Source organism: Nonomuraea sp. NPDC049152 (assembly GCF_040648355.1).
GTDB lineage: Bacteria > Actinomycetota > Actinomycetes > Streptosporangiales > Streptosporangiaceae > Nonomuraea.
In genome coordinates this window covers 123,927-148,366 of the sequence record NZ_JBEZDO010000017.1, presented here as the reverse complement: position 1 = coordinate 148,366, position 24,440 = coordinate 123,927, and the positions used below count along the sequence as shown (strand labels likewise).

General features: G+C 70.4%; 26 protein-coding genes. 15 read left to right on the top strand and 11 right to left on the bottom strand.

From position 1 onward, the window contains the following. Positions 1 to 18 precede the first annotated feature (18 nt). The 4 genes from AB0B45_RS28780 to AB0B45_RS28765 all read left to right on the top strand — a co-directional run bounded on the left by AB0B45_RS28780 (position 19) and on the right by AB0B45_RS28765 (position 5,107). Positions 19 to 738, top strand: a complete 720-nt coding sequence (locus tag AB0B45_RS28780) for an SDR family oxidoreductase (RefSeq protein ID WP_358136612.1) — start codon at positions 19 to 21, stop codon at positions 736 to 738. Between the two features lie 47 nt (positions 739 to 785). Next, positions 786 to 2,531, top strand: coding sequence for a biotin carboxylase N-terminal domain-containing protein (locus tag AB0B45_RS28775; protein WP_358136609.1), 1,746 nt, complete (start codon positions 786 to 788; stop codon positions 2,529 to 2,531). Positions 2,532 to 2,604: 73 nt separating this feature from the next. Then, positions 2,605 to 3,969: a hypothetical protein gene (locus AB0B45_RS28770; RefSeq protein ID WP_358136607.1), complete on the top strand. Its 1,365-nt coding sequence runs from the start codon at positions 2,605 to 2,607 to the stop codon at positions 3,967 to 3,969. A gap of 175 nt (positions 3,970 to 4,144) precedes the next feature. Further along, positions 4,145 to 5,107 (top strand): pentapeptide repeat-containing protein, encoded by a 963-nt coding sequence (locus AB0B45_RS28765; protein ID WP_358136604.1) that lies wholly within the window; start codon positions 4,145 to 4,147, stop codon positions 5,105 to 5,107. A gap of 6 nt (positions 5,108 to 5,113) precedes the next feature. Here AB0B45_RS28765 and AB0B45_RS28760 read toward each other — a convergent pair whose 3' ends face one another. Beyond that, positions 5,114 to 6,508: an NAD(P)H-quinone dehydrogenase gene (locus AB0B45_RS28760; protein ID WP_358136602.1), complete on the bottom strand. Its 1,395-nt coding sequence runs from the start codon at positions 6,506 to 6,508 to the stop codon at positions 5,114 to 5,116. Positions 6,509 to 6,566: 58 nt separating this feature from the next. On the opposite strand from AB0B45_RS28760, the gene AB0B45_RS28755 reads away from it, so the two are divergent. Continuing rightward, entirely contained in the window at positions 6,567 to 7,019 is a 453-nt protein-coding gene (locus AB0B45_RS28755) for a gamma-glutamylcyclotransferase (protein ID WP_358136599.1), read from the top strand. On the opposite strand, the gene AB0B45_RS28750 is transcribed toward AB0B45_RS28755, so the two are convergent. Next, positions 7,016 to 8,317, bottom strand: coding sequence for an MFS transporter (locus AB0B45_RS28750; protein WP_358136596.1), 1,302 nt, complete (start codon positions 8,315 to 8,317; stop codon positions 7,016 to 7,018). The two genes, AB0B45_RS28755 and AB0B45_RS28750, sit on opposite strands and share 4 nt — an antisense overlap. A 109-nt stretch (positions 8,318 to 8,426) precedes the next feature. Between AB0B45_RS28750 and AB0B45_RS28745 the strand changes: the two genes are divergently transcribed. From AB0B45_RS28745 to AB0B45_RS28730, 4 genes are read left to right on the top strand one after another with little or no spacing between them, the layout of a single operon-like run. Further along, entirely contained in the window at positions 8,427 to 9,392 is a 966-nt protein-coding gene (locus AB0B45_RS28745) for an Lrp/AsnC family transcriptional regulator (RefSeq protein WP_358136593.1), read from the top strand. Then, positions 9,389 to 10,693 carry a M20/M25/M40 family metallo-hydrolase gene (locus AB0B45_RS28740; RefSeq protein WP_358136591.1) on the top strand — a complete coding sequence of 435 codons (1,305 nt, stop codon included), beginning with the start codon at positions 9,389 to 9,391 and terminating at the stop codon, positions 10,691 to 10,693. Before AB0B45_RS28745 ends, AB0B45_RS28740 begins: the two co-directional genes overlap by 4 nt. 1 nt (position 10,694) lies before the next feature. Beyond that, positions 10,695 to 11,489 carry a purine-nucleoside phosphorylase gene (locus AB0B45_RS28735; protein ID WP_358136588.1) on the top strand — a complete coding sequence of 265 codons (795 nt, stop codon included), beginning with the start codon at positions 10,695 to 10,697 and terminating at the stop codon, positions 11,487 to 11,489. Continuing rightward, positions 11,486 to 13,120, top strand: coding sequence for a phospho-sugar mutase (locus tag AB0B45_RS28730; protein WP_358136586.1), 1,635 nt, complete (start codon positions 11,486 to 11,488; stop codon positions 13,118 to 13,120). Before AB0B45_RS28735 ends, AB0B45_RS28730 begins: the two co-directional genes overlap by 4 nt. A gap of 4 nt (positions 13,121 to 13,124) precedes the next feature. Here AB0B45_RS28730 and AB0B45_RS28725 read toward each other — a convergent pair whose 3' ends face one another. The 3 genes from AB0B45_RS28725 to AB0B45_RS28715 all read right to left on the bottom strand — a co-directional run bounded on the left by AB0B45_RS28725 (position 13,125) and on the right by AB0B45_RS28715 (position 15,683). Continuing rightward, positions 13,125 to 13,943, bottom strand: coding sequence for a MerR family transcriptional regulator (locus AB0B45_RS28725; protein ID WP_358136584.1), 819 nt, complete (start codon positions 13,941 to 13,943; stop codon positions 13,125 to 13,127). Positions 13,944 to 14,007: 64 nt separating this feature from the next. Beyond that, a complete protein-coding gene (locus AB0B45_RS28720; protein ID WP_358136583.1) occupies positions 14,008 to 14,616 on the bottom strand; it encodes a PH domain-containing protein in 609 nt (202 codons plus the stop codon). After that, entirely contained in the window at positions 14,613 to 15,683 is a 1,071-nt protein-coding gene (locus AB0B45_RS28715) for an adenosine deaminase (protein ID WP_358136580.1), read from the bottom strand. The genes AB0B45_RS28720 and AB0B45_RS28715 overlap by 4 nt, the downstream gene beginning before the upstream one ends. Before the next feature lie 109 nt (positions 15,684 to 15,792). On the opposite strand from AB0B45_RS28715, the gene AB0B45_RS28710 reads away from it, so the two are divergent. Both AB0B45_RS28710 and AB0B45_RS28705 read left to right on the top strand, forming a co-directional pair. Next, positions 15,793 to 16,080, top strand: a complete 288-nt coding sequence (locus AB0B45_RS28710; RefSeq protein ID WP_358136577.1) for a winged helix-turn-helix domain-containing protein — start codon at positions 15,793 to 15,795, stop codon at positions 16,078 to 16,080. Next, positions 16,077 to 16,313 (top strand): hypothetical protein, encoded by a 237-nt coding sequence (locus tag AB0B45_RS28705; protein ID WP_358136575.1) that lies wholly within the window; start codon positions 16,077 to 16,079, stop codon positions 16,311 to 16,313. Before AB0B45_RS28710 ends, AB0B45_RS28705 begins: the two co-directional genes overlap by 4 nt. Here the strand turns inward: AB0B45_RS28705 and AB0B45_RS28700 are convergent. The 4 genes from AB0B45_RS28700 to AB0B45_RS28685 are packed head-to-tail and all read right to left on the bottom strand — an operon-like array spanning position 16,229 to position 18,828. After that, a complete protein-coding gene (locus AB0B45_RS28700; protein WP_358136573.1) occupies positions 16,229 to 16,582 on the bottom strand; it encodes a cupin in 354 nt (117 codons plus the stop codon). The genes AB0B45_RS28705 and AB0B45_RS28700 overlap by 85 nt on opposite strands. Before the next feature lie 5 nt (positions 16,583 to 16,587). Next, positions 16,588 to 17,184, bottom strand: a complete 597-nt coding sequence (locus AB0B45_RS28695; RefSeq protein ID WP_358136571.1) for a hypothetical protein — start codon at positions 17,182 to 17,184, stop codon at positions 16,588 to 16,590. 19 nt (positions 17,185 to 17,203) lie between these two features. After that, entirely contained in the window at positions 17,204 to 18,229 is a 1,026-nt protein-coding gene (locus AB0B45_RS28690; protein ID WP_358136569.1) for a nitronate monooxygenase, read from the bottom strand. 2 nt (positions 18,230 to 18,231) lie between these two features. After that, positions 18,232 to 18,828 (bottom strand): flavodoxin family protein, encoded by a 597-nt coding sequence (locus AB0B45_RS28685; protein WP_358136566.1) that lies wholly within the window; start codon positions 18,826 to 18,828, stop codon positions 18,232 to 18,234. A gap of 49 nt (positions 18,829 to 18,877) precedes the next feature. On the opposite strand from AB0B45_RS28685, the gene AB0B45_RS28680 reads away from it, so the two are divergent. Next, on the top strand, positions 18,878 to 19,423 hold the full coding sequence (locus tag AB0B45_RS28680; RefSeq protein ID WP_358136563.1) for a TetR/AcrR family transcriptional regulator: 546 nt from the start codon (positions 18,878 to 18,880) through the stop codon (positions 19,421 to 19,423). Positions 19,424 to 19,468: 45 nt separating this feature from the next. Here the strand turns inward: AB0B45_RS28680 and AB0B45_RS28675 are convergent, their stop codons facing one another. Next, complete coding sequence (locus tag AB0B45_RS28675) at positions 19,469 to 20,830, bottom strand: MFS transporter (protein WP_358136560.1); 1,362 nt, start codon at positions 20,828 to 20,830, stop codon at positions 19,469 to 19,471. A gap of 144 nt (positions 20,831 to 20,974) precedes the next feature. On the opposite strand from AB0B45_RS28675, the gene AB0B45_RS28670 reads away from it, so the two are divergent. The 3 genes from AB0B45_RS28670 to AB0B45_RS28660 all read left to right on the top strand — a co-directional run bounded on the left by AB0B45_RS28670 (position 20,975) and on the right by AB0B45_RS28660 (position 23,171). After that, positions 20,975 to 21,349 (top strand): MarR family transcriptional regulator, encoded by a 375-nt coding sequence (locus AB0B45_RS28670; protein ID WP_358136557.1) that lies wholly within the window; start codon positions 20,975 to 20,977, stop codon positions 21,347 to 21,349. Positions 21,350 to 21,435: 86 nt separating this feature from the next. Then, positions 21,436 to 22,254 (top strand): NAD(P)H-binding protein, encoded by an 819-nt coding sequence (locus AB0B45_RS28665; RefSeq protein ID WP_358136555.1) that lies wholly within the window; start codon positions 21,436 to 21,438, stop codon positions 22,252 to 22,254. Between the two features lie 74 nt (positions 22,255 to 22,328). Then, positions 22,329 to 23,171 carry an MOSC N-terminal beta barrel domain-containing protein gene (locus tag AB0B45_RS28660; protein ID WP_358136553.1) on the top strand — a complete coding sequence of 281 codons (843 nt, stop codon included), beginning with the start codon at positions 22,329 to 22,331 and terminating at the stop codon, positions 23,169 to 23,171. On the opposite strand, the gene AB0B45_RS28655 is transcribed toward AB0B45_RS28660, so the two are convergent. Then, on the bottom strand, positions 23,161 to 24,438 hold the full coding sequence (locus AB0B45_RS28655) for a thymidine phosphorylase (RefSeq protein ID WP_358136551.1): 1,278 nt from the start codon (positions 24,436 to 24,438) through the stop codon (positions 23,161 to 23,163). The two genes, AB0B45_RS28660 and AB0B45_RS28655, sit on opposite strands and share 11 nt — an antisense overlap. Positions 24,439 to 24,440 lie beyond the last annotated feature (2 nt).

Below are 24,440 nucleotides of genomic sequence, written 5' to 3'. Positions count from 1 at the left end.
GGACAATGGGGGGAAAGCATGCGCGAGGTCGTGGTCACCGGCGGCGGAACCGGTATCGGCTACGCCATCGCGGCCGCGTTCGCCGCACAGGGGGACAAGGTCACGATCACCGGCCGCCGCGAGCACGTGCTGCGTGAGGCGGCGGAGAAACTGGGCGCCTCCTTCGTCGCCTTCAACGCCGCCAGCCCCGTCGCCGCGCAGGAGGCGCTCGCCCACCTGCCCAGGACGGTGGACGTGCTGGTCAACAACGCGGGCGGCAACACCAACCTCGACAGGCAGAAGCGCGAGGACGACCTCATGGACCTGGCCGAGGCCTGGTGGGCGAACCTCAACGCCAACCTCCTGTCGGCGGTCCTCGTCACCACCGCGCTGCTTCCCCGCCTGGTCAAGGGCGGCAGGATCATCTCGATCGGCTCCATCGCGGCCCGCGGCACCGGCTCAGGCTCGTACGGCGCGGCAAAGGCCGCCCTCGAGTCGTGGACCGCCGACCTGGCCGCCGAGCTGGGCTCCAGGGGCACCGCCAACGTGGTGTCGCCGGGGCTGATCCTCGACACCGAGTTCTTTCGCGGCCGCCTGACCCCGGAGGGCGTCAAGCACCGGGTGGACAGCACCCGCAACGGCCGCGCGGGCGCCCCTGACGACATCGCGGAAACCGTCCTGTTCCTCGCCTCGCCTGGTGCCGGCCACTTCACCGGGCAGGTCCTTCACGTGAACGGTGGCGCGTACCTGGGCAGGTGACCGCCCCTAGACTCCTTTGCAGGCCGGTGGAGAAAGGAATGACGTCGGTGCGGAAAGTTCTGATCGCCAACCGGGGCGAGATCGCCGTCCGGATCGCCAGGGCGTGCGAGGACGCCGGTCTGGCGAGCGTCGCCGTCTACGCCGAGCAGGATCTCGACGCGCTCCACGTCAGGGTCGCCGACGAGGCCCACGCGCTGGGCGGCCAGTCGCCCGCCGAGACCTACCTCGACATCGCCAAGCTGCTGCGCGTCGCCGCCGAGACGGGCGCGGACGCCGTCCACCCCGGCTACGGCTTCCTCGCCGAGAACGCCGGCTTCGCCCAGGCCGTCATCGACGCGGGGCTGACCTGGATCGGCCCGCCGCCCGCCGCCATCGCGGCGCTCGGCGACAAGGTGCAGGCCAGGCACATCGCGCAGAAGGTGGGCGCGCCCCTGGTCGCGGGCACCAAGGACCCCGTCTCAGGGGTCAAGGAGGTCGTCGCGTTCGCGCGCGAGCACGGCCTGCCCATCGCGATCAAGGCCGCGTACGGCGGCGGCGGCCGCGGCCTCAAGGTCGCGAGGACCATCGAGGAGATCCCCGACCTGTACGACTCGGCGGTCCGCGAGGCCGTCACGGCGTTCGGCCGCGGCGAGTGCTTCGTCGAGCGGTACCTCGACCGGCCCCGCCACGTCGAGACCCAGTGCCTGGCCGACTCCCACGGCAACGTCGTCGTGGTCAGCACCCGCGACTGCTCGCTCCAGCGCCGCCACCAGAAGCTCGTGGAGGAGGCGCCCGCGCCGTTCCTCTCCCAGGAGCAGGTCGACCTGCTCTACACCAGCTCCAAGGCGATCCTCCGCGAGGCGGGCTACGTCGGCGCAGGCACCTGCGAGTTCCTCGTCGGCCAGGACGGCACGATCTCCTTCCTCGAGGTCAACACCCGCCTCCAGGTCGAGCACCCGGTGACCGAGGAGGTCGCGGGCGTCGACCTGGTGCGCGAGATGTTCCGCATCGCCGACGGCGAGGCCATCGGCTACGACGACCCCGCCCTGCGCGGCCACTCGATCGAGTTCCGGATCAACGCGGAGGACCCGGGCAGGAACTTCCTGCCCGCTCCCGGCACCCTGACCGCCATGCGCACCCCCGCGGGCCCCGGCGTACGGCTCGACGCGGGTTACGAGGCCGGGATGACCGTCCCGCAGACCTTCGACTCGCTCGTCGCCAAGCTCGTCGTCACCGGGCGCACCCGTACCGAGGCCCTCGAACGCTCGCGCCGCGCCCTGGCCGAGTTCGAGATCGACGGCATGCCGACCGTCCTGCCGTTCCACCGCGCGGTGGTCGATGATCCCGCCTTCACCGCCGAGCCGTTCGCCGTCCACACCCGGTGGATCGAGACCGAGTGGTCGGGCGGCATCCCTCCGTACTCGGGGGACGTGGACTCCGCCGAGCCGGCCGCCAGGGAGACGGTGACCGTGGAGGTCGGCGGCAAGCGTCTGGAGGTCGTCCTGCCCGCGGGGTTCGCGTCCGCGAGCCGTACACCGGCCTCGGCCAAGCCGTCGCGCCGAGCGTCGGGCGGCGCCAAGAAGGCGGTGGCGAGCGGGGACGCCCTGGTCAGCCCCATGCAGGGGACGATCGTCAAGATCGTGGCAGCCGACGGCGACACGGTGGCCGAGGGCGACACGGTCGTCGTCCTGGAGGCGATGAAGATGGAGCAGCCGCTCACCGCCCACAAGGCGGGCACCATCACGGGGCTGGCCGCGACCGTGGGGCAGACCGTCACCCCGGGGGCGACCATCTGCGAGATCAAGGACGCTTAGCGGGTAGGTTTCACAGTAGAGGAACTTTGCCGACTGCTCATTCGTCCTGAAGGACGAAGGAGGCTTGCTGCCCATGACCCATTCGCTGCGCCGGACGACGGCCGCGATCGCGGCTCTGATCGCCGGTCTGTTCGCCGTTTTCGCGCTTTCGCCCGCCGCGCACGCCGCGGCTCCACCCGACGCCGCCACGGTGGTTTCCCACTGGAAGGACCAGAAGGACCGGCTCTACGTCGGCTCTGGTTCCCCGTTGACGTCGGACCAGCAGGCGGAGATCCGCTCCACGCTGCAGGACGCCAAGACGCCCGTCTACGTGGCGGCGTTCCCCGACGGCACCGTCACCGACCCCGCCACCTATATCCCCGCTCTCGGCAACGGGCTGAAGAGCGCGGGTAAGACGGGCAAGTACGCCGTCGCGGTCCTCGACGGCAACTCGCTGCTCGCCGCCGCCAACTTCGGCAAGAAGGGGCTGGCCGGCCAGCTGGCCAACCTGTCCACCAGCAACAACGAGGACGTCGTCGCCGGCATGAGCGACTTCGTCGAGCGCGTCAACCTCGCCGCCCAGGGCAAGAAGACCGCTCTCGACTCCGGCAGCGCCGCGGGCTCGGGCGGCTCCGGCACGGGCGCGCTGGTCGGCCTCGGCGTGCTGGCGCTCGTCGGCGGTGGCGGCTACTTCCTCTACTCCAAGAACAAGAAGAAGAAGCTCGCCGAGCGGCGCGCCGCCGAGCTGGCCGCGGTCAAGACGACCGTCGAGGAGGACGTCACCAAGTTCGGTGAGGAGATCACCGAGCTCGACACCGACGTCAAGCTCGCGGGCTCCGGCGGCCAGAACATCACCGAGTGGCAGACCGCCCTCGACTCCTACGAGAAGGCCAAGACGCAGCTGGATGGCGTCACGCAGGCCGAGCAGGTCCGCGACGTCACCACGACGCTCGAGGACGGCCGCTACGCGCTGGCCGTGGTGAAGGCCAGGGTCAACAACCAGCCCATCCCCGAGCGGCGGGCGCCCTGCTTCTTCAACCCGCAGCACGGTCCGTCGGTGCGTGACGTGCGCTGGGCCCCGCCCGGCGGCGCTCCGCGCGAGGTCCCCGCCTGCGCGGCCGACGCCATGGCGGTGGAGAGCGGCTACGACCCGGAGACCCGCCAGGTCATGGTCAACGGCCAGTACCGTCCCTACTACGACGCGGGCCCCGCCTACCAGCCCTACGCCTACGGCTACTACGGCGGCTTCGGCGACATCATGACCATGATGTTCGTCGGCACCATGATGGGCAGCCTGCTCGGCGGCGGCTTCGGCGTGGGCGGCTACGCCGAGGGTTACTCCGACGCCGGTGGCGGAGGTGACTTCGGCGGTGGCGGCGACTTCGGTGGCGGCGGCGGCTGGGGTGACTTCGGCGGCGGCGACTTCGGTGGTGGCGACTTCGGCGGCGGCGACTGGTAACAGGCTCCGCCTCCTGATCTGATCGACAAGGCCCCCGGTGACCGTTCACCGGGGGCCTTGTCGCGTGCGGCGGGAGGCGAGGACCGACAACGCGCGCTATGGGGGGACAAGTTTGTAAAGTAGGGGCAAAGTGATCCGCCTGGCAGACCTCGGGGCCAGTGTCTAGGAGGCCCTGTTGCGCCGTCTGATCCCCCTCGCGCTCCTCGCCGCGCTCGTGGCACTCCCCGCGACCGTGGCGCTCCCCACGACCGCTGTGCTCGCCCAGGCGGGCCCCTGCCGTCCCGCCGACCGGGTGAATCTGCGCGGGGTGGACTTCACCAAGGGCCGCCCGCTCCCCTCGTCGCTGCGCTGCGCCAACCTCACCGGAGCGAAGCTCGACAGCGTCGACCTCACCCAGAAGGACATGACGGGGGCGATCCTGCGCCGGGCCTCCTTGAAACAGGCCAACTTCACGCAGGTCACCGCGAAGTACGTCGACTTCAGGGAGGCGGATTTGAGCGAGGCCGACCTGGGGCAGATGCACGCCGACTACGCCGACCTGCGCGGCGCGATCCTCGTGGACGTGGACGCCGGCCAGGTCCAGTTCCCCAGGGCGAACCTCAGCGGCGCGCGGCTCACCAGGGCCGTTCTCGTCCAGTCGAACCTCACGCTGGCCAAGCTCGTGGGCGCCGACCTCGACGACGCCAGGATCGGCCAGGCCAACGCCCGCAGAGCGGACTTCACGAAGGCCAAGCTGCACGAGGCCGACATGGGCACGATCCAGGCGCCCAACGCCGTCTTCCGCGACGCGGACCTGCGCGAGGCGCAGTTGAGCTCCGCGGAGCTCGACGGGGCCGACCTGCGCGGCGCCAAGGTCCAGGACACGGACTTCACCTTCGCCGACGACCTCGACCTGACGGGCGCCATCGGCAGACCGAAGAACCTGCCCGACGGCGTGAAGGGCTTCTCCACGGCCGCCCCCTCGCCGAGCGCCGGAGAGGACCGCGTCGTGAGCCTGGAGATCGGGACGCAGCCGCCCACGGCGGGCCGCGGCGTCTCCGTCGGGCTCGTGCTGGTGGTCGTCGGCGCGCTCGGCCTGGCCGTCACCCTCACCCTGTGGGCGAACGCCTCGCGTCGCCCCCGCGTCTACCGCGCCTGACGGCCCTCAGATCCCGATGGCGGCGGTCGGCTGCATCAGCCTGCGCGCCGCCTCGGTGATCGACCCGGACAGCGAGGGGTAGACCGCGAAGGTGTGGGCGATCTGGTCCACGGTGAGCCGCTGCTGCACGGCGACCGACACCGCCAGGATCAGCTCGGAGGCCCTGGGCGCCACCACGACGCCGCCCAGCACGATGCCGGTGTGCGGGCGGCAGAAGAGCTTGACGAAGCCGTCGTTGAAGCCCTGCATCTTCGCCCTGGCGTTGGTCGACAGCGGCAGCTTGACGACGTTGGCCTCGATCTCGCCCGCCTCGATCTGCTTCTGCGACACGCCGACGGAGGCGATCTCGGGGTCGGTGAAGATGTTGGAGGCGACGGTCGCCAGCCGCAGCGGTTGCACGGCCTCGCCGAGCGCGTGCCAGACCGCGATGCGGCCCTGCATGGCCGCGACGGAGGCCAGCATGAGCACGCCCGTGCAGTCGCCCGCCGCGTAGACGCCGGGCGCGGAGGTCCGCGACACCTTGTCGACCTGGATGAACCCGCCCTTGTCGAGCGTCACCCCCGCCTCCTCGAGCCCGAGGCCCGAGGTGTTGGGGACCATGCCGACCGTCATCAGCGCGTGGGAGCCCTCGGCCGTGCGCCCGTCCTCCAGCGTGACCACGACCCCGTCGGCCGTGCGCTTGGCGGAGGAGGCGCGGGAGCGGCCCATGACGTTCATGCCGCGCCGCCGGTAGACCTCTTCGAGCACCTCGGCCGCGTCGGCGTCCTCGTTGGGCATCATGCGGTCGCGGGAGGAGACCAGCGTGACCTCGGAGCCGAGTGAGCGGTACGCGCCGGCGAACTCGGCCCCCGTGACACCGGAGCCGACGACGATGAGGTGCTCGGGCAGCTCGTCGAGGTCGTAGAGCTGCCGCCAGTTGAGGATGCGCTCTCCGTCGGGCTCGGCGCCCGGCAGGATGCGCGGCGTGGCGCCGGTCGCCACGATCACCACATCGGCCCTGATCGTACGGTCACCCGCCCGCACCACCTGCGGGTCGACCAGCCGCCCGCGCGCCTTGATGATCTCAACGCCTTCGGCCGCGACCCGCGACCCGATGTCGGCGGACTGGGCCTGCGCCAGCTCCTTCACCCGCTTGTTGACCAGCGGCAGGTCGACCTCGGCCACCCCGACGTCGCCGTCGGCGCCACCGGTGTAGTGGATGCCGAGGGACGGCGCGTCGTGCAGCGCCTGCTTGCGGACGGAGGTCGCGATCATGGTCTTGGAGGGGACGCAGTCGGTCAGCACGCACGCGCCGCCCGGACCTTCCTCCTCGACCATCGTGACCTGTGCGCCTAGTTGCGCGGCCACCAGAGCCGCTTCGTAGCCGCCTGGTCCGCCACCGATGATCACGATCCTTGTCACGTGTCCCATTGTCCCGCATATCGCGACCCGACGACGAACGGGGCTACCCTTGGTGGCTGTGCCTGTCTACGCAGCCTATGGCTCCAACATGGACCCGAAGCAGATGGCCATGCGTGCTCCCCACTCGCCGATACGTGGTGTCGGCTGGTTGCAGGGCTGGCGCCTGACGTTCGGTGGGGAGGACATCGGCTGGGAGGGCGCGCTCTCCACGATCGTGGAGGACCCCGACGAGCACGTCTTCGTCGTGCTCTACGACGTGCCCGAGTGGGACGAGAACTCCCTCGACCAGTGGGAGGGCGCGAGCCGCGGCCTCTACCACAAGGTGCGGCTTCGCGTGCAGACGCTCGACGGCGAGGTCGTCGCCTGGTTCTACGTGCTCGACAGCTACGAGGGCGGCCTGCCCTCCGCGCGCTATCTCGGCATCCTGGCCGACGCGGCGGAGCAGGCAGGCGCCCCCGACGACTACGTGAAGGAACTGCGCGGCAGGCCCTGCAGGTCCCTGGGCGGCTAGGACAGCGGCTGGTCCTTGGTCTCCTTCAGCGCGAAGATGTAGACCAGGGTGGAGACCAGCGCCAGCGCCGACATGTACCAGGGGAAGAACCCCGAGTTGCCGGCGTCCTTCAGCGCGGTGCCGATCAGCGGCGCCGTGCCGCCGAAGATGGCGACGGTCAGGGAGTAGGGGAAGCCCGCGCCGGAGGCCCGCACGCGGGTCGGGAACAGCTCGGAGTTCACCGCGGCCGAGATCGAGGTGAAGCAGCCGAGGAAGACCATGCCGATGAGCTGGATGATCAGCAGGCTGGAGAAGGAGTTCGACAGCGCGCCGAGCAGCGGCACCGGCAGCAGGGTGAAGGCCAGGCCGAAGGCGATGAGCATCGGCCTGCGGCCGATCCTGTCCGAGAGCATGCCGAGCAGCGGCTGCAGCACCATGAAGAACAGCAGCGAGATGGTGCCGACCTGGAGCGACATGGCCTTGTCGAAGCCGACGTTCTGCTGGGCGTAGGTGGGCAGGAAGGTCGTCCACGTGTAGTAGGCGACGGTTCCCGCCACGGTGATGCCGACGATCAGGGCGGCCTTGCTCGGGTAGCGGGTCAGGAACTCGAAGAGCTTGGGCCGCTCGACCTTGCCCTCCTGGATCTCCTGCGACACGGCGGAGGTCTCGTCGGCACCCCTGCGGATCCACAGGCCGACGAGGCTGATCACGGCGCCGATGAGGAACGGGATGCGCCAGCCGTAGGAGTCCATGTCGACCTTGGACAGCATCGTGGCCAGCAGGGCGGCCAGGCCCGAGGCGAGGAGCTGTCCGATGGTGGTGCTGACGTACTGGAAGCTCGAGAACAGTCCCCTGCGTCCTGGAGGGGCCGACTCCACCAGGAAGGTGGTGGCGGCGGCGAACTCGCCGCCGACCGACAGTCCCTGGATGAGCCTGGCGAGGGTCAGGATGATCGGCGCGAGCACGCCCGCGGCCTCGTAGGTCGGGGTGACGGCCAGCAGGAGTGAGCCGCCGCCCATGAGCATGATGGTGAACGTCATGGCCGCCTTGCGGCCGAACCTGTCGGCGAAGGAGCCGACGAGCAGGCCACCGAGCGGCCGCATGAAGAAGCCCACGGCGAAGATCGCGAACGCGCTCAGCACGGGGACGAGCGGGTTGTCGTTCTCCGGGAAGACCTGCGTCGAGAAGTAGATGGCCAGGAAGCTGTAGGCGTACCAGTCGTACCACTCGACCACGTTGCCGACGTTGGCCGCCAGGAGCTGGCGGCCGCGGCTTCGGGGGATGCCGAGTGGCGAATGCTCAAGGGAGGGGGTTGCCACTGGGGCTCCTTTGCTTCGCGTGCGGGGATGGCTTACTGTGCATCCGGACGACCGAAACAGTCAAATGTCTCGCCACATATTTACAAACCCGACATGGAGACAGCCCGAGGTGGACGTTCTCGACCGGCGCCTGGTCGCCGCGCTGCAGGTCAGCCCCCGCGCTTCGTGGGGCGAGATCGGCAGGGCGGTGGGCGAGCACGAGCGCACGGTCGCCAGGCGGCTCCAGCGGCTGATCTCCGACGGCGCGGTCCAGGTCACCGCCATCTACGACGACCTGCGCTCGGGCCACGGCCGTCCCGTCCACCTGCACGTCCAGGTACGGCCCGGCACCGCGGGCGCGGTGGCCGACGCGCTGGCGGGCAGGCCCGACACCCGTTCGGTCTACTCCGTGACAGGCGCCGCCGACATCGGAGCCGAGCTGGTCGCCCCCACCAGGGCCGCGCTCCACGAGATCCTCAACGTCGAGGTGCACGGCATCGACGGCGTCGCCGGCACCCAGACCCAGGTCGTGCTGCACACCTTCCGCACGGTGGCCGAGTGGCACGCGCCGTACCTCACCGACGAGGAGGTCGGGCTCCTGCGCCCCGAGGGGGCGACGGTGGAGCTGCCCGACCACGACGGCCTGTCCCCGCTGGAGAGCGAGGTGGCCGAGCTCCTGGTCGCCGACGGCAGGATCGGGTTCACCGCGATCGCCGAGCAGCTGGGCATCTCGGTGCCGACCGCCAGGCGCAGGGTGGCCTCCCTGCTGGAGCGCCGGCTGCTGATGCTGCGCGCGGAGGTGGAGCCCTCGCTGCTCGGCCTGGACGTCGAGGCGCAGCTCTGGCTGCGTGTCCGCCCGCACGGCCTCGACCAGGTCGGTGAGAGACTCACCAAGGATTCCGGGGTCCGCTACTGCGCGGCGACCTCGGGCACCTACACCATGCTCGTTCAGGTGGCTGTCGCTCACGAGGCCGACCTCTACCGGTTCCTGACGGAGGTCGTCGGCCCGCTGGACGACGTCACCGACGTCAACGTCACCCTCATCACCCGCGCCTACAAGCGTGGATTCCTCCGCAAGAGCCTGGAGTACTCATGACCCCCGCCGAACTGGAAGTCGCCGAGCTGACCGCCGAGCTGATCCGCGTGGACAGCAGCAACTACGGCGACGAGAGCGGCCCAGGCGAGCGCGCCGCCGCCGAGGTCGTCATGGCGCGCCTGGCCGAGGTCGGTATCGAGGCGCACTACAGCGAGAGCGCTCCCGGCAGGGGCAACGTGGTCACCAGGATCGAGGGCACCGACTCCTCGCTCCCGGCCCTGCTGGTCCACGGCCACCTGGACGTGGTGCCCGCCAACGCCGCCGACTGGAGCGTCGACCCGTTCGCAGGGGAGATCCGCGACGGCTACATCTGGGGCCGCGGCGCGGTCGACATGAAGGACATGGACGCGATGATGCTCGCCGTCCTGCGCCAGATGGTCCGTGAGGGCAGGCGGCCGAAGCGCGACATCGTGTTCGCGTGGGTGGCCGACGAGGAGGCGGGCGGCGTCTACGGCGCCAAGTACCTCACCGCCAACCACCGCGACCTGTTCGACGGCGTCACCGAGTCGATCAGCGAGGTGGGCGGCTACTCGCTGGAAGTGGACCCGTCGCTGCGCCTCTACCTCATCGAGACGGCGCAGAAGGGCCTGTCCTGGATGAAGCTGGTCGCCGACGGCACGGCGGGCCACGGCTCGATGCTCAACGGCAGCAACGCGGTGACCGAGGTGGCCAAGGCGGTGGCGCGGCTCGGCGGCCACGAGTGGCCGATCACGCTCACCCCGACCGTTCGGCGGTTCCTGACCGAGGTGTCCGAGGCGTTCGGCCTGCCGTTCGACCCCGAGGACCCTGGACCCGTGCTGGAGAAGCTGGGCCCGCTGGTCCGCTTCGTCGGCGCGACGCTGCACCACACCACCAACCCGACGATGCTGGAGGCCGGGTACAAGGCCAACGTCATCCCCGGCCAGGCGAGCGCGGTCGTGGACGGCCGGTTCCTGCCCGGCTACGAGGAGGACTTCTTCAAGACCGTCGACGAGCTGCTGGGGCCGAACGTGCGCCGCGAGTTCGTCCAGCACGACATCGCGTTGGAGACGACGTTCGACGGGGCGCTGGTCGAGTCGATGATCGCGGCGCTGAAGGCGGAGGACCCGACCGCGCGGGCGGTGCCGTACTGCATGTCGGGCGGCACCGACAACAAGACCTTCTTCGCCGACCTCGGTGTGCGGGGGTTCGGGTTCGTTCCGCTGCGTTTGCCGAAGGACATGGATTTCGCGGGGATGTTCCACGGTGTGGATGAGCGTGTCCCGGTTGAGTCGCTGCAGTTCGGAGTGCGGGTGCTCGACCGACTCCTCCTAAACTACTGAGATGACCTATGTTCACGCCCAGGAGGCCGCTGCCGCCCTGAGGAAGGCCACCGAGCTCGACGTCTTCGACGTGGCGCTCGTGATGGGATCGGGCTGGGTGCCCGCCGCGGACGCGATCGGCGAGACGCTCGTCGAACTGCCCGTGACCGACCTGCCGGGCTTCAACCCGCCCGCTGTGGCCGGCCACGCGGGGAAGGTCCGTGTCGTGCGCACCCCCTCGGGGCGGCACGCGCTGATCTTCCTCGGCCGCACCCATCTGTACGAGGGCCTCGGCGTCGAGCCGGTCGTCCACGGCGTGCGCACGGCGCTCGCGGCGGGCGTGCGCACGGTGGTGCTGACCAACGCGGCGGGCGGGCTGCGACCCGAGACGCAGGCCGTCGGCGAGCCCGTCCTGATCAGCGACCACATCAACCTGACCGGCGCCAACCCGCTGACCGGCGCCACCTTCATCGACCTGACCGAGGTCTACTCCAAGCGGCTGCGCGCGCTGGCCCGCGAGGTCGACTCCTCGCTGGCCGAGGGCGTCTACGTCGCCTTCCGCGGTCCGACCTACGAGACGCCCGCCGAGATCAGGATGCTGCGCACGCTCGGCGGCGACATGGTGGGCATGTCCACGGTCCTGGAGGCGATCGCGGCCCGTGAGGGAGGTGCGGAGGTGCTCGGCATCTCGCTGGTCACCAACCCTGGCGCGGGCCTGGTCGGCGAGCCGCTCAACCACGAGGAGGTCCTCGAGGTCGGCCGCGTCACCGCGACGCGGATGGGCGGGCTGCTGGCCAAGGTAGTCGACAAACTATGAGCGCGGCGGGCGCGACCACCGACATGAGACAGGCGGCGCTGGCCTGGCTCGCCCAGGATCCCGATCCTGACACCAGGGCCGAGCTGGAGAGCCTGCTCGACGACCCCGAGGCGCTCGCCGACCGCTTCGGGGCCAAGCTGGAGTTCGGTACGGCGGGCCTGCGCGGCGAGCTCGGCGCTGGCCCGAACCGGATGAACCGCGTCACCGTGATGCGCGCCGCCGCCGGTCTGGCCGCCGTGCTCGGCCCCGGCAGGCACGTGGTCATCGGCTACGACGCCCGCCACAAGTCCGACGTGTTCGCCAGGGACACCGCGGCCGTGCTGACGGCGGCGGGGCTGCGCGCCTCGCTGCTGCCCGAGCCGCTGCCAACGCCCGTCCTGGCTTTCGCCGTACGGCATCTCGGCGCGGACGCGGGCGTGACGGTCACGGCGAGCCACAACCCGCCCCGCGACAACGGCTACAAGGTCTACTGGGGCGACGGCTCGCAGATCGTGCCGCCGGTGGACGGCCGGATCTCGGCCGCGATCGACGCGGTGGGACCCGTCGACGGCCTGCCGCTCGGCGAGGGAGAGGTACTCGACGGCGCCATCGTCGAGGCCTACTTGGCCGCCGTCACCGAACTGCCGCTGGGCCAGGCCCGTGACCTGCGCGTCGCCTACACCCCGATGCACGGCGTCGGCCACGGCACGCTCGTCAGCGCTTTCCGCAGGGCGGGCTTCGACGAGCCCGCGACGGTCGAGCAGCAGCGCGACCCCGATCCCGACTTCCCCACCGTGGCCTTCCCCAATCCAGAGGAGCCAGGCGCGATGGACCTCGCGCTGGCGCTCGCCACGAAGGTCGAAGCGGACCTGGTGCTGGCCAACGACCCCGACGCCGACCGCTGCGCGGTGGGCGTGCCGCTGGGCGGCGGCACGTTCAGGATGCTGACGGGCGACGAGGTGGGCGCGCTGCTCGGCGAGCACGTGATCACCCACACGCGCGGCGACCGGCTGGTGGCCACCACGATCGTGTCCTCGACACTGCTCGGCAAGATCGCTCAGGCCCACGGCGTGCGCTACGCCGAGACGCTCACCGGGTTCAAGTGGATCATGCGGGCGGGCGAGGGGCTGGTCTACGGCTACGAGGAGGCGCTCGGCTACAGCGTCGGCGGCGAGCACGGCCTGCCCGTCCACGACAAGGACGGGATCGGCGCCGCGCTCACCGTCGCCGGCATCGCCGCCGAGGCCAAGCTCACCGGTCGCACGCTTCTCGACCTGCTCGACGAGCAGGCCAGACGGTACGGCCTGCACGCCACCTCGCAGCTCTCCTTCCGCGTCGCGGACCTGTCGCTCATCGCTGACGCCATGGCGCGGCTGCGGGCGACGCCGCCCGAGACGTTGGGCGGCATGGCCGTGGAGTCCTGGGACGACCTGTCGGAAGGCGAAGGCGGGCTGCCGCCGACCGACGGCCTGCGCTACCGCCTGGGAGGCGGCGCGCGCGTCGTCGTGCGTCCCTCGGGAACCGAGCCGAAGCTCAAGTGCTACCTGGAGGTCGTGGTCCCCGTGACCGGAGAGGTCGCCGAGGCCCGCGCCGCCGCGGCCGAGGACCTCGAAGCGCTCAAGGCGGACCTGCGCTCGGTCATGGGGCTGTGACCGGTCAGGCCTTCGCGATCTCCATCTGCAGCTCGTGCACCCACTCGTCCAGGTCGGGCGGGCAGTGCAGGGAGACCTCGCGGGCCAGGCCGAGCGCCTGGTAGCCGTTCTCCTCGATCCAGTGGGCGAGCGTCTGGAAGGTGGGGCCGACGTTCTCCATCCGCCCCCGGTGGATGATGGTCGCCGCCGTCTCGATGCCGGGCAGGGCCACGACCTCGAAGTCGTGGCCCTCGCCCGAGTCGAGGTTGACGGGGAAGGTCGCGTGCACCATCACGGAGCCGTCGTCCTCCGGCAGGTAGTAGGCGATGCCTGGACCCTGCATGGGCACGCCGGCCGCCTCCAGGCGCTCGCACATCTGCCGGTAGAGCGGCTGGATGACCGGGCTGATGTCCTCGCTCTCGTAGCTGGCCGCCCTGGCGCTGAGCTGGGCCACCCTGACCGGCGCGACCTTCTTGACCACGACGTCGTCGGTGCTCATGAAGCCCTCCTTCTCGATCGTCCGGAGCCTCGCCTCCACTCCGCGCAATCTGGCCACGTCGGCGCTGATCTGCGCCGCCAGCTGGGCGCGGCGCAGCCGTACCATGCCGTGCAGTTCTTCGGCGCTCACCTTCTCGTCGAGGATCGAGCCCACCTGTTCCAGGGTGAAGCCGAGATCCTTGAGCGCGACGACGCGGTTGAGCCTGGCCAGCTGTCCCGCCTGGTAGGAGCGGTAGCCGGTGACCGGGTCGACGTGGGCGGGGCGTAGCAGGCCGATGGCGTCGTAGTGGCGCAACATGCGCACCGACACGAGGCCGAGCCTGGCGAAGTCTCCGATGCTGAACATGACTCCTCCAGGTCTAGGGCCTCACACGGTGTCAGGGTCAACCGGCGCCCCCAGGACCGGAGGGTCAGAGCAGGACGGCGACCGCGACCAGGGCGAGAGCGGCCACGACGGCCACGATCGCGTCGGGTGCCCAGACGGCGGCCCTGACCTGGCCCGATGGCTCGTCGCGGCGCTTGGCGGTCTCGACGCGTTCGGTGATCTGCTCGGCCACCCAGTCGGCGTGCGTCTTGCCCGTCATGGCCTCCTGGGCGGCCCGCTCCCCCTTGGAAAGGACGGGCTCGGTCCGGTAGCGCCCGCGCTGCTCGCGCGGCGCGCCGCGGCGGTTGGCCCTGGCCCGCTCCCTCGCCGAGGCCTGCGGCGTCCACGCCCGCAGCACCTTCTCACCGTGCGTGATGTTGATGGTGTGGGAGACCTGCACGTCGTCGATGGCCGACCACGGCAGGAACGTGGTGCGCAACGGGTTGCGCACCCGCAGCCCGTCCTGCGTGACGACGGTGGCGGGCCGCAGCGCCGTGACGTAGACGACGGCGGTCAGCACGCCCAGGACCGCCCCCGCCACCAGTGACGACTTGCCGCTGTAGCGGATCGTCAGGTCGAAGGCGTTGAACGCCACGAACGCCACCCAGATCCAGCCGAGGACGAAGGCGGTCGCCGAGCGGTAGGTCTGCTTCATGCCTGCCACTTGAGCTGCGCGAATCCCGGTTTGATGACGCCGTTGATGAGCGAGAGCCGCTCGTCGAACGGGATGAACGCCGACTTCATCGCGTTGACCGTGAACCACTGCAGGTCGTCCCAGCCGTAGTCGAAGGCCTCGACCAGCTTGGCGAACTCCTCCGAGACCGAGGTGGAGCTCATCAGCCTGTTGTCGGTGTTGACGGTCACCCTGAAGTGGAGGCGGCGCAGCAGCCCGATCGGGTGCTCGGCGATCGAGGCGGCGGCCCCCGTCTGCAGGTTGGAGGTCGGGCACATCTCCAGCGGGATCCGCTTGTCGCGGACGTAGGCGGCCAGGCGGCCGAGCTTGGCCGTGCCGTCCTCGGCGACCGAGATGTCGTCGATGATCCGCACGCCGTGGCCGAGCCGGTCGGCGCCGCACCACTGGATGGCCTGCCAGATCGACGGCAGGCCGAAGGCCTCGCCGGCGTGGATGGTGAAGTGCGCGTTCTCCCGCTGCAGGTACTCGAACGCGTCGAGATGCCTGGTGGGCGGGTAGCCGGCCTCGGCGCCGGCGATGTCGAAGCCGACCACGCCGACGTCGCGGTAGCGGACGGCGAGCTCGGCGATCTCCATGGACCGCGCCTGGTGCCGCATCGCGGTCAGCAGCGTGCCGACCTTGATGCCGGGGACCTGGCGGAAACCCTCGAGCACAGCCTCCACGACCTGGTCGAGGCTGAGCCCTGTCGTGGTGTGCTGCTCGGGCGCGTAGCGGACCTCGGCGTAGACGACGCCGTCGGCCGCGAGGTCCTCGGCGCACTCGGCGGCCACCCTGATCAGCGACTCGCGGGTCTGCATGACCCCGACCGTGTGGTCGAAGGTCTCCAGGTAGCGCACCAGCGACCCGGAGTCGGAGGCCTCCTCGAACCACTGCCTGAGGTTGTCAGGGTCGGTGGTGGGCAGCCGGTCGTAGCCCGACTCGCGGGCCAGATCCACGATCGTCTCCGCCCGCAGACCACCGTCGAGATGGTCGTGGAGCAGCACCTTCGGCGCCCGGCGGATCTCGTCATGACTGGGTCGCTGGCTCATTTCGTCATCCTATCGCCACCGGTCCCACATTTGACGGGCCCCCTTCCACATGTCAGACTTTTATTACAGGTGAAAGGAGGAGCCGCTGACCAGCGAAGAGCTGCTCGCGGTGCTGGCGGCCGTCGGCCACCCGCTGCGACTCAGGATCGTGGCCGAGCTGGCCGGGGGCCGGGTGCACGTCAGTGAGCTGGCCAGGCGCCTCGGCATCTCGCGCCCGCTGCTCTACATGCACCTCGAACGCATGGAGAAGGCCGGCCTGGTCGCAGGCGACCTGGAGCTGTCGCCAGACGGCAAGGCGATGAAGCTCTACGCGCTGCTCCCCTTCGACATCCACCTGACGGCGGGGACGATCCTCGACGTGCTGCAATCCGATGAGCAGGAAGGGCCGACCGCTTGAAGGACATCATCATCCCCGGCGTGGTCATGGTGACGCTCGGCGTCGTCGCCCTGCTGGCCGTCGCCGTCCTGCTGGACGCGGTCGTGGTGCGGGTGCTGATCCCCGCGGCGTCGCTGCTGCTGGGCAGGAGGAGCTGGTGGCCGGGGCCCTACTCGTCGCGGTTGGCGGTGTCGGGCGAGAACGCGGGCAGGCAGACCGCGACGTACTCGGCGCCCTCGGGACCCACGCTGTAGCGGATCTTCTCACCGGGCTCGGACACGAACGACTGGCCCGCCGACACCTCGGTCACGCCCTCGGCGTGCTCGATCACGACGTAGCCCCGCAGGACGACCGTGTACTCGGTGAACTCGGGTGTCTGCGCGGGCTCCTCCCACCCTGGCGGCGCCGTCATGTGCGCGATGGAGACGGCCTCGTCGCCGCTGTTGACGCGGCCGATGTGCTCGTCGATGACCTTGCCGCCTGGAACGGGGATACGGGTCGCCCCTTCGATCTTTCTCACCACGTCTGTCAGTGTGCCACGTCTATCACCAGGCGGTCGGGCCCGGTCAGCTCCGACACCGAGAAGGGGGCCCGGTGATCGAGCACCAGGCCGACGCCGACCACACCCTCGAAGTCGCCGGTCTTGACGACGTTCTGCACGTTGCCGAGCGCCGCCTGGAAGATCGGCCCACCGGTCCAGGTGGGCGCGCCGTCGTCGCTGTGGGCGTTGGCGGGCTTGAGCGTGACCTGCAGGTAGGCGCCGCCCTTCACCTCGATCGGCTCGCCCGAGCCGTCCTGGACCAGCTCGTCGACCCACCGGACGCTGTAGTTGGAGACGTCGCCCCCGAGGTCGATGACGACCCTGTCGAAGGGCCCGTGGTCGGCGAACCTGACCGTCTTCACCAGGACTGCCTCGCCGGGGTCGCCCTCGACCTCGACGTCCTTGGTGCTGGTCGGTACGGCGGCGCCGGGGGCCGCCGTCGACGAGGGCGCCCCGCCGGCGGGGGCGGTCGACGCGGAGGGCGCCGCGCTGGGCGCGACCGAGGCGGTCGGAGGCGCGCCGGTACCGCACCCGGCCAGTACGGCCAGCCCGACCACGAGGGCGCCAACGCGCGAAGAAGGCATACTCCCTAGATGCCCTGAGTCACTCCCCCGTATGCCCTCCCAGATCGGACAGGTATTCCGCCGCCTTCCGCCGCCTGACGAGCGGCGCCGCCTGCCCCGACCACAGGTTGACGTGGTCGGCGCCGCCCGCCCTGCGGATCGGCAGCATGAGCTGGTTCTGCACGGGATAGGGCGGCACGGCGTCCTCGAACCCGGCCATCTCCCTGACCAACCTGTTGGGGATGGCGCGTGCCGTACGGCCGGAGAAGAGCCTGGTCAGGACGGTCACCCGAGCCTCCTCCCCCAGCAGTGCCCGCAGGTGCGCCTCACCCGCCGCCGACTCCTCGGTGACGAGGAAGCCGGTGCCGACCTGGACGGCGTCGGCGCCGAGCGCAAGCGCCGCCACGACGCCCCGCCTGTCGGCGATGCCTCCCGCGGCGATGACCGGCGCAGACACCTTGTCTGACACCTGCGGAACCAAGGAGAACGTGCCCACCAGCGACTCGCGCACCGGCCGCAGGAACGCGCCCCTGTGCCCGCCCGCGTCGCTGCCGGAGGCGACGATCGCGTCGAGTCCCGCCTCGTCCAGCGCGATCGCCTCGTCGACGGTCGTGGCGGTGCCGATCGTCACGATGCCCCTCCGCCTGGCCTCGGCGAGCACGTCGGCGGGCGGGACGCCCATCACGAAGCTGATCGCGGGCGGGCTGGCCGCGAGCAGGGCGGCGGCCTGGTCGGCGAAGACGGGAGAGGGCGACAAGGTGGGCGGCGTGAGGCCGAGCGCGTCGTAGTACGGCCGTAGCCGCTCCACGTCGGCCTCGGTAGCGACCGCGCCCTCCTCCTCGGGGTGCGGGACCCAGAGGTTGACGGCGAAGGCCCGGCGCGTCGCCGCCTTCAGCTCGGCGACGAGGGCGGTGAGCCGGTCGGGGGCCAGGATGTGACCGCCGTACGAGCCGAGACCGCCCGCGTCGGAGACGGCGGCGGCCAGCGCCACCGACGACAGCCCTCCGCCGAAGGGCCCCTGAACGATGGGGTGTTCGAGGCCGAGCAGGTCTTCCAGTCGTCCCATGGTCAGGCCACCGCCAGGGCGCGCCGCCCGTGGGCGAGCTGGACGGCCGTGGTGGCCACCCTGCGGCCGAGGTGCTCGGCCGTGCGCAGGTCGGACTCCGAGGGAGCCGCTTCGGGGCCCAGGTCGGAGGGCGACTGGGCCATCGCGCCGATGAACGCGCCGAGACGGTTGAGGTCCTCGTGCGAACCGTCCGAGCTGTAGAGCCAGCCGGGCGGCAGACCCAGCGTCACCCAGTGCATGCCGTGCTGGGCGGCCAGCAGCGCCATCGAGGTCAGGGTGTGGAGCTTGTCGCCGTTGACGCCGGCGGAGTTGGTGAAGGCCGCGCCGACCTTGTCCCGCCATCCCATCTCGGCCCAGATTTTGGAGCTGGCCTCGGCGAAGGCCTGGAAGGCGGCCGACTGGCTGCCCATGTAGGTGGGCGAGCCGAAGACGATGGCGTCAGCCTCGGCCAGCGCGTGCCACAGGCTGTCGTCCATGGTGGCCACCTCCCTGAGGTCGGCCGTGGCTCCCGGCACGGAGTCGACGCCCGCCGCTACGGCGTGGGCCTGTCGGGCCGTGTGGCCCGAGCCGCTGTGATATGCGATCGCAACCTTGATCATGTGGCCAGAGTAGACGACCGGTCAACTATTTTTCAAGTATGCTACCCCCATGGGACGACAGAGCAACGCCCGCGAGCGCCTTCTCGACGCCGCCTGCGAGCTGATCCACAGCCGTGGCTACGGAAGCATCGGCGTCGCGGAGATCTGCGCGAAGGCCGACGTCAGGAAGGGCAGCTTCTACCATTTCTTCGAGTCGAAGCAGGCACTCACTCTCGAGGTCATCGACGAGCACTGGCGCAAGCAGCGGGCCGACTGGGTGGGCACGCTCGCCGGCGCGGGGCTCGAACGACTCTTTCGCGACCAGACCGAGGCCCAGCGACTCTCCAAGGAGAGCAGCGGTGTGATCAACGGCTGCCTGCTGGCGAACCTGGCGCTGGAGCTGAGCAACCAGGACGAGGTGGTCAGGGCCAGGCTGGAACAGATCTTCGACGAGCAGGTCGACCTGGTCCACGGCGCCCTCGGGCCCGGCGGCGAGCGTTCCACGGCCAGGGCGCTGGTGGCTCAGCTGGAGGGCATGGTGCTGTTCGCCAAGATCTCCAACGACCCTTCGGTCCTGGACGATCTGTGGCGCCAGGCTCGACTGCTCATGACATGAGAGAACGGCCCCCCTTCGCAGGGAGGCCGTTCTCGGTTGAGGTGATCAGACGGTTTCGTAGACCTTGGCCTCTTCAGCCTCGACCGCGGGAGCCTTGCGGAAGCTCAGCCCCGTGGCCGAGATCAGCAGGCCCACCACCGCCAGGATCAGCGGCACGGTGATCGAGGTCTTGAGCGAGTCGATGGTGATGCCGGACTGCGAGCCCGAGGTCAGCACCGCGGTGACCACGGCCAGCACGATCGCCCCGCCGACCTGGCCCGAGGTGTTCAGCAGGCCGGAGGCCAGGCCCTGCTCGTCATCGTGCACGCCGTTGGTGGCCTGGATGTTGAGCGAGGGGAAGGACAGCGCGAACGCGATGCCCAGAAGCACCATGCCGGGGATGACCAGGCCGCCCAGGCTCGGGTTCTCGTCGATCCCGAGGAAGATGGCGTAGCCGCCGGCCAGCGCGGCCGAACCGATGACGATGAGCTTGGCCGTGCCGAACCTGTCGGCGAAGTCGCCCATCTTGGTCGAGGTCACCGCCACGAGCACACCGGCGGGCAGGAACGCGAGCGCGGTCTGCATGGCCGACCAGTGCAGCAGGTTCTGGAAGTACTGCATGGCCACGAACTGGAAGCCGACGTAGGAGCCGAACAGGATGACCAGGCCCAGGTTGGCCCTGACGATCGGGGCCGAGCGGAGCAGGCCGAGCCGTACCAGCGGGTGCTTGACCCTCAGCTCGGCGAAGACGAACAGGCCCAGCAGGGCGAACGACACCACGAGCGAGCCGAGCGTGCGCAGGGACAGCCAGCCCGCCTCGGGCGCCTGGACGACCGTGAACACCAGCAGCAGCATCGAAGCGGTGATCAGGAACGCGCCGATCAGGTCGTAGCCGCCCTCGGCCCGCTCCTCCTGGCCCTTGGGCAGCACCTTGACGGCGGCGACCAGCGCGATGATCGCGACCGGTACCGGCATCAGGAACGTCGCCCGCCAGTCGAGCTCGGTGAGCAGACCGGACAGCACGAGGCCGAGCGAGAAGCCGCTGGCGCCCGAGGCGGTGAACACGCTCAGCGCCCTGTTGCGCTCCGGCCCCTCGGGAAAGGTCGTGGTGATGATCGACAATGCGGCCGGGGCGGTGAACGCCGCGCTCATACCCTTGATGAAACGGGCCGCGATCAACAGCGTGCCGTCGTCCACGATGCCACCGAGCAACGAGGCCACCGCGAAGACGCCCAGCGCGGCCAGGAAGACCCTGCGCCGCCCGAGCAGGTCGGCGGTCCTGCCCCCGAGCAGAAGAAGACCGCCGTAACCCAGTACGTAGCCGCTGACCACCCACTGGAGAGAAGAAGGAGAGAGTCCGAGGTCGGACTGGATGGCCGGCAGCGCGACGCCGACCATCGACACGTCAAGAGCGTCAAGGAAGATCACAGCGCAGAGCACGGCGAGCGCGCCCCACCCAGCAGTACGAGCAGAAGTGGAGGACATGAGGACAGAGACTACATGCATCTGCATTTAATGCAACCGAATTTAATGCGGTTGCATGGAAGTTTACCTGATGGTATTCTCCGCGTCATGGACGAGGAGGCCGTGGTCCTGGCCTGGCACGATGTGCTGGCCAAACACGCGAAAACCATGTGCGCGCTGGAGCGTGAGCTCGGCGAGAAGCACGATCTCGGCGCCAGCGAGTTCGAGGTGCTCGATCGCATTGTCTTCAACGACTGCAAGAAGTTCCGCGTGCAGGAGCTCGCCGACGAGGTGCACCTGAGCCAGAGCGCCCTCTCGCGGGTCGTCGCCCGCCTGGAGAAGGCCGGGCTCGTCAGCCGCGGAGCCTGCCACATGGACCGGCGAGGCGTCTTCGTCTGCATCACCGACGAGGGACGGGCCCGGCACGCGGCCGCGCTGCCCACCCATCGGGCGGTTCTGACCGGCGTCTTCGTCCCGGCGTAATCCCTCTCCAAATGCGGAATCAACCTTTCCGCGTTGCTTCCTAGTGTTGCTCCTGACACCGCAGCCAAGCGTCTAAGGAGCACGTGATGACCATCCTCGTGACCGGGGCCACCGGTACCGTCGGCCGCCACATCGTCGCCCAGCTGGCCGAGGCGGGCCACCCCGTGCGCGCCCTGACCCGCGACCCCGGCAAGGCCGCCTTCCCCGAGGGCGTGCAGGTCGTGGCGGGCGACCTGGCCGCCACGGACACCCTGCAGGCGGCCTTCGACGGCGTGACGGCGGTCCACCTGATCAACTTCGGCGGGGACGATTACGCGCCGCTGCCGAACGGCCAGGACATCGTCGAGCTGGCCCGCAAGGCGGGCGTGCGCAGGGTGACCGTCCTGGGCGGATGGGACGAGAGCACGCTCGAGCCCGCACTCAGGGCCGGTGACCTGCCGTGGACGCACATCCGTCCGACGGAGTTCATGTCGAACTCGCTGAAGTGGGCCGACGCCGTACGCACCGAGGGTGTGGTGCGCGAGCCGTTCGGCGACGCGACCACGGCCCTGGTGCACGAGGCCGACATCGCGGCCGTCGCGGCGACCGCGCTGGTGGAGGACGGGCACGGCGGTAAGGTCTATCCCCTGACCGGGCCCGAGCGGCTGACCACGCGCGACAAGGTCCGTCTCATCGGTGAGGCGCTCGGCAGGGAGATCGAGTTCGTCGAGCTCACTCCGGAGCAGGCCAGGGAACGGATGGCCGCGGAGGGGACGCCGCAGGAGATGATCGACTTCCTGATCGACGTCTTCGGCAACGTGCCCGAGGAGTCCAACATCGTCAACTCCGTGGTGTACGACGTCACCGGCCACGCCCCGCGCACGTTCGCCCAGTGGGCCGCGGAGAACGCCGGCAAGTTCCGCTGAGCCCGTCGAGACGGGCGCATCCCCTTTCAGTCAGGTCCGTAGCTCCATTATGGTCATGACGAACGAGAGGATGCGTGATCGTGGAACTCGGCACAGTCGAACGGATGCGACGACACCCCGTCAAAGGCCTGCTGGGCGAGGACGTCGCCGAGGCCGAGCTGACCACGCTCGGCCTCGCGGGAGACCGGCGCCTGGCCCTGCTCGACAGCGAGACGGGCAAGGTCGCCAGCCCCAAGAACCCCCGTCTGTGGCGCGCCATGCTCACCCTCGCGGCCGTCACGGACGGCGGCCGCGCGCGCATCACCCTGCCCGACGGCAAGACCGTCCACAGCGACGACCCCGACATCGACGAGGTGCTGTCGCTCGCGATCGGGCGGAGGGTGACGCTCACCGGCACGCCGCCCGAGGGCGCCACCCTGGACAGGGCCGTCCCTGAAGAGGTGCTGGCCTCGGGCGTCACCGCCGAGGTGGGCGTCGAGCAGGGCAGGCTGGGCGGCGGAGCGCCCGGCACGTTCTTCGACTACGCGCCCGTCCACCTGCTCGCCACCTCGACGCTCGCGGCCGTCGGCGCCGCGGGCCCCTCCGGCTCGCCCGCCGACGCCATCCGTTACCGGCCCAACCTGGTCATCCGTACGGCAGGCGAGGGCTACGTGGAGAACGGCTGGCTGGGCAGTGAGGTGGCCGTCGGGGACGAGGTCGTGCTGCGGATCACCGTGCCGACGCCCCGGTGCGCGATCCCCACCCTCGAACACGGGACGCTGCCGCGGGACACCTCGGCGCTCAAGGTGCCCGCCGCGCACAACAGGGTCGAGCCGCTGCCGGGGATGGGGCCGCGAGCGTGCGTGGGCGCTTACGCCGAGGTCGTGCGCCCCGGCCTGGTCCACGTCGGCGACCCGATCCGCATGCTCAGGCCGTGATGCGGTCGATGACCAGCGGGAGCAGGTCCGAGTTCGAAGCGGGTCCGACCTCGTAGGCGCCCTCCAGCGCCTCCAGCGCCCGCGAGAACCGGGCCGTCTCGTCGGTGTGCAGGGTCAGCAGCGGCTGCCCCTCCCGCACCAGGTCCCCCGGCTTGGCGTGCAGCGTGATGCCCGCCCCGAACGACACGGGATCCTCCTTACGCGCCCTGCCCGCCCCCAGACGCCAGGCGGCCAGCCCGACCCCGTAGGCGTCCAGCCGCGTCAGCACGCCGGAGGCGGGGCACGACACAGTCATCGTCTCCGCCGCCCTGGGCAGCACCCCGTCCGGGTCCCCGCCCTGCGCGGTGATCATTCGGCGCCACGCGTCCATCGCCGAGCCGTCCTTCAACGCCTCGGCGGGGTCCTTGCCGGACACGCCGGCGGCCTCGAGCATCTCCCTGGCCAGCCGTACCGTCAGCTCCACGACGTCCGAGGGCCCGCCGCCCGCGAGGACCTCGACCGACTCGGCGACCTCCAGCGCGTTGCCCACGGCCAGGCCCAGCGGCCGGTCCATCGCGGTGAGCAGCGCGACGGTGCGGACGCCCGCGTCGGCGCCGAGGGACACCATGGTGGCGGCGAGCTCGCGGGCCGAGTCGACGTCCTTCATGAACGCGCCCGAGCCGACCTTGACGTCGAGGACCAGCGACCCGGTCCCCTCAGCGATCTTCTTCGACATGATCGACGAGGCGATCAGCGGGATCGACTCGACCGTTCCCGTCACGTCGCGCAGCGCGTACAGCTTCTTGTCGGCGGGGGCGAGGCCTGAGCCCGCCGCGCAGACCACCGCGCCCGCGTCGCGCAGCACGGAGAGCATCTCCTCGTTGGACAGCGACGCCTGCCAGCCGGGGATCGACTCCAGCTTGTCCAGGGTGCCGCCGGTGTGGCCGAGGCCGCGGCCCGACAGCTGGGGGACGTAGGCCCCGCACGCCGCCACGAGCGGCGCGAGCGGCAGAGTGATCTTGTCGCCGACGCCGCCGGTGGAGTGCTTGTCCGCGGTCGGGCGGTCGAGCATCGACCAGTCCATGCGCTCGCCGGTGCGGATCATCGCCTGGGTCCAGTCGGCGATCTCGCGCCGGTCCATGCCGTTGAGCAGGATCGCCATGGCCAGGGCGGACATCTGCTCGTCGGCCACGTCGCCGCGGGTGTAGGCGTCGATCACCCAGTCGATCTGCGCGGTGGTGAGCGCGCCACGGCCGCGCTTGGTGACGATGACGTCGATGACGTCCATGG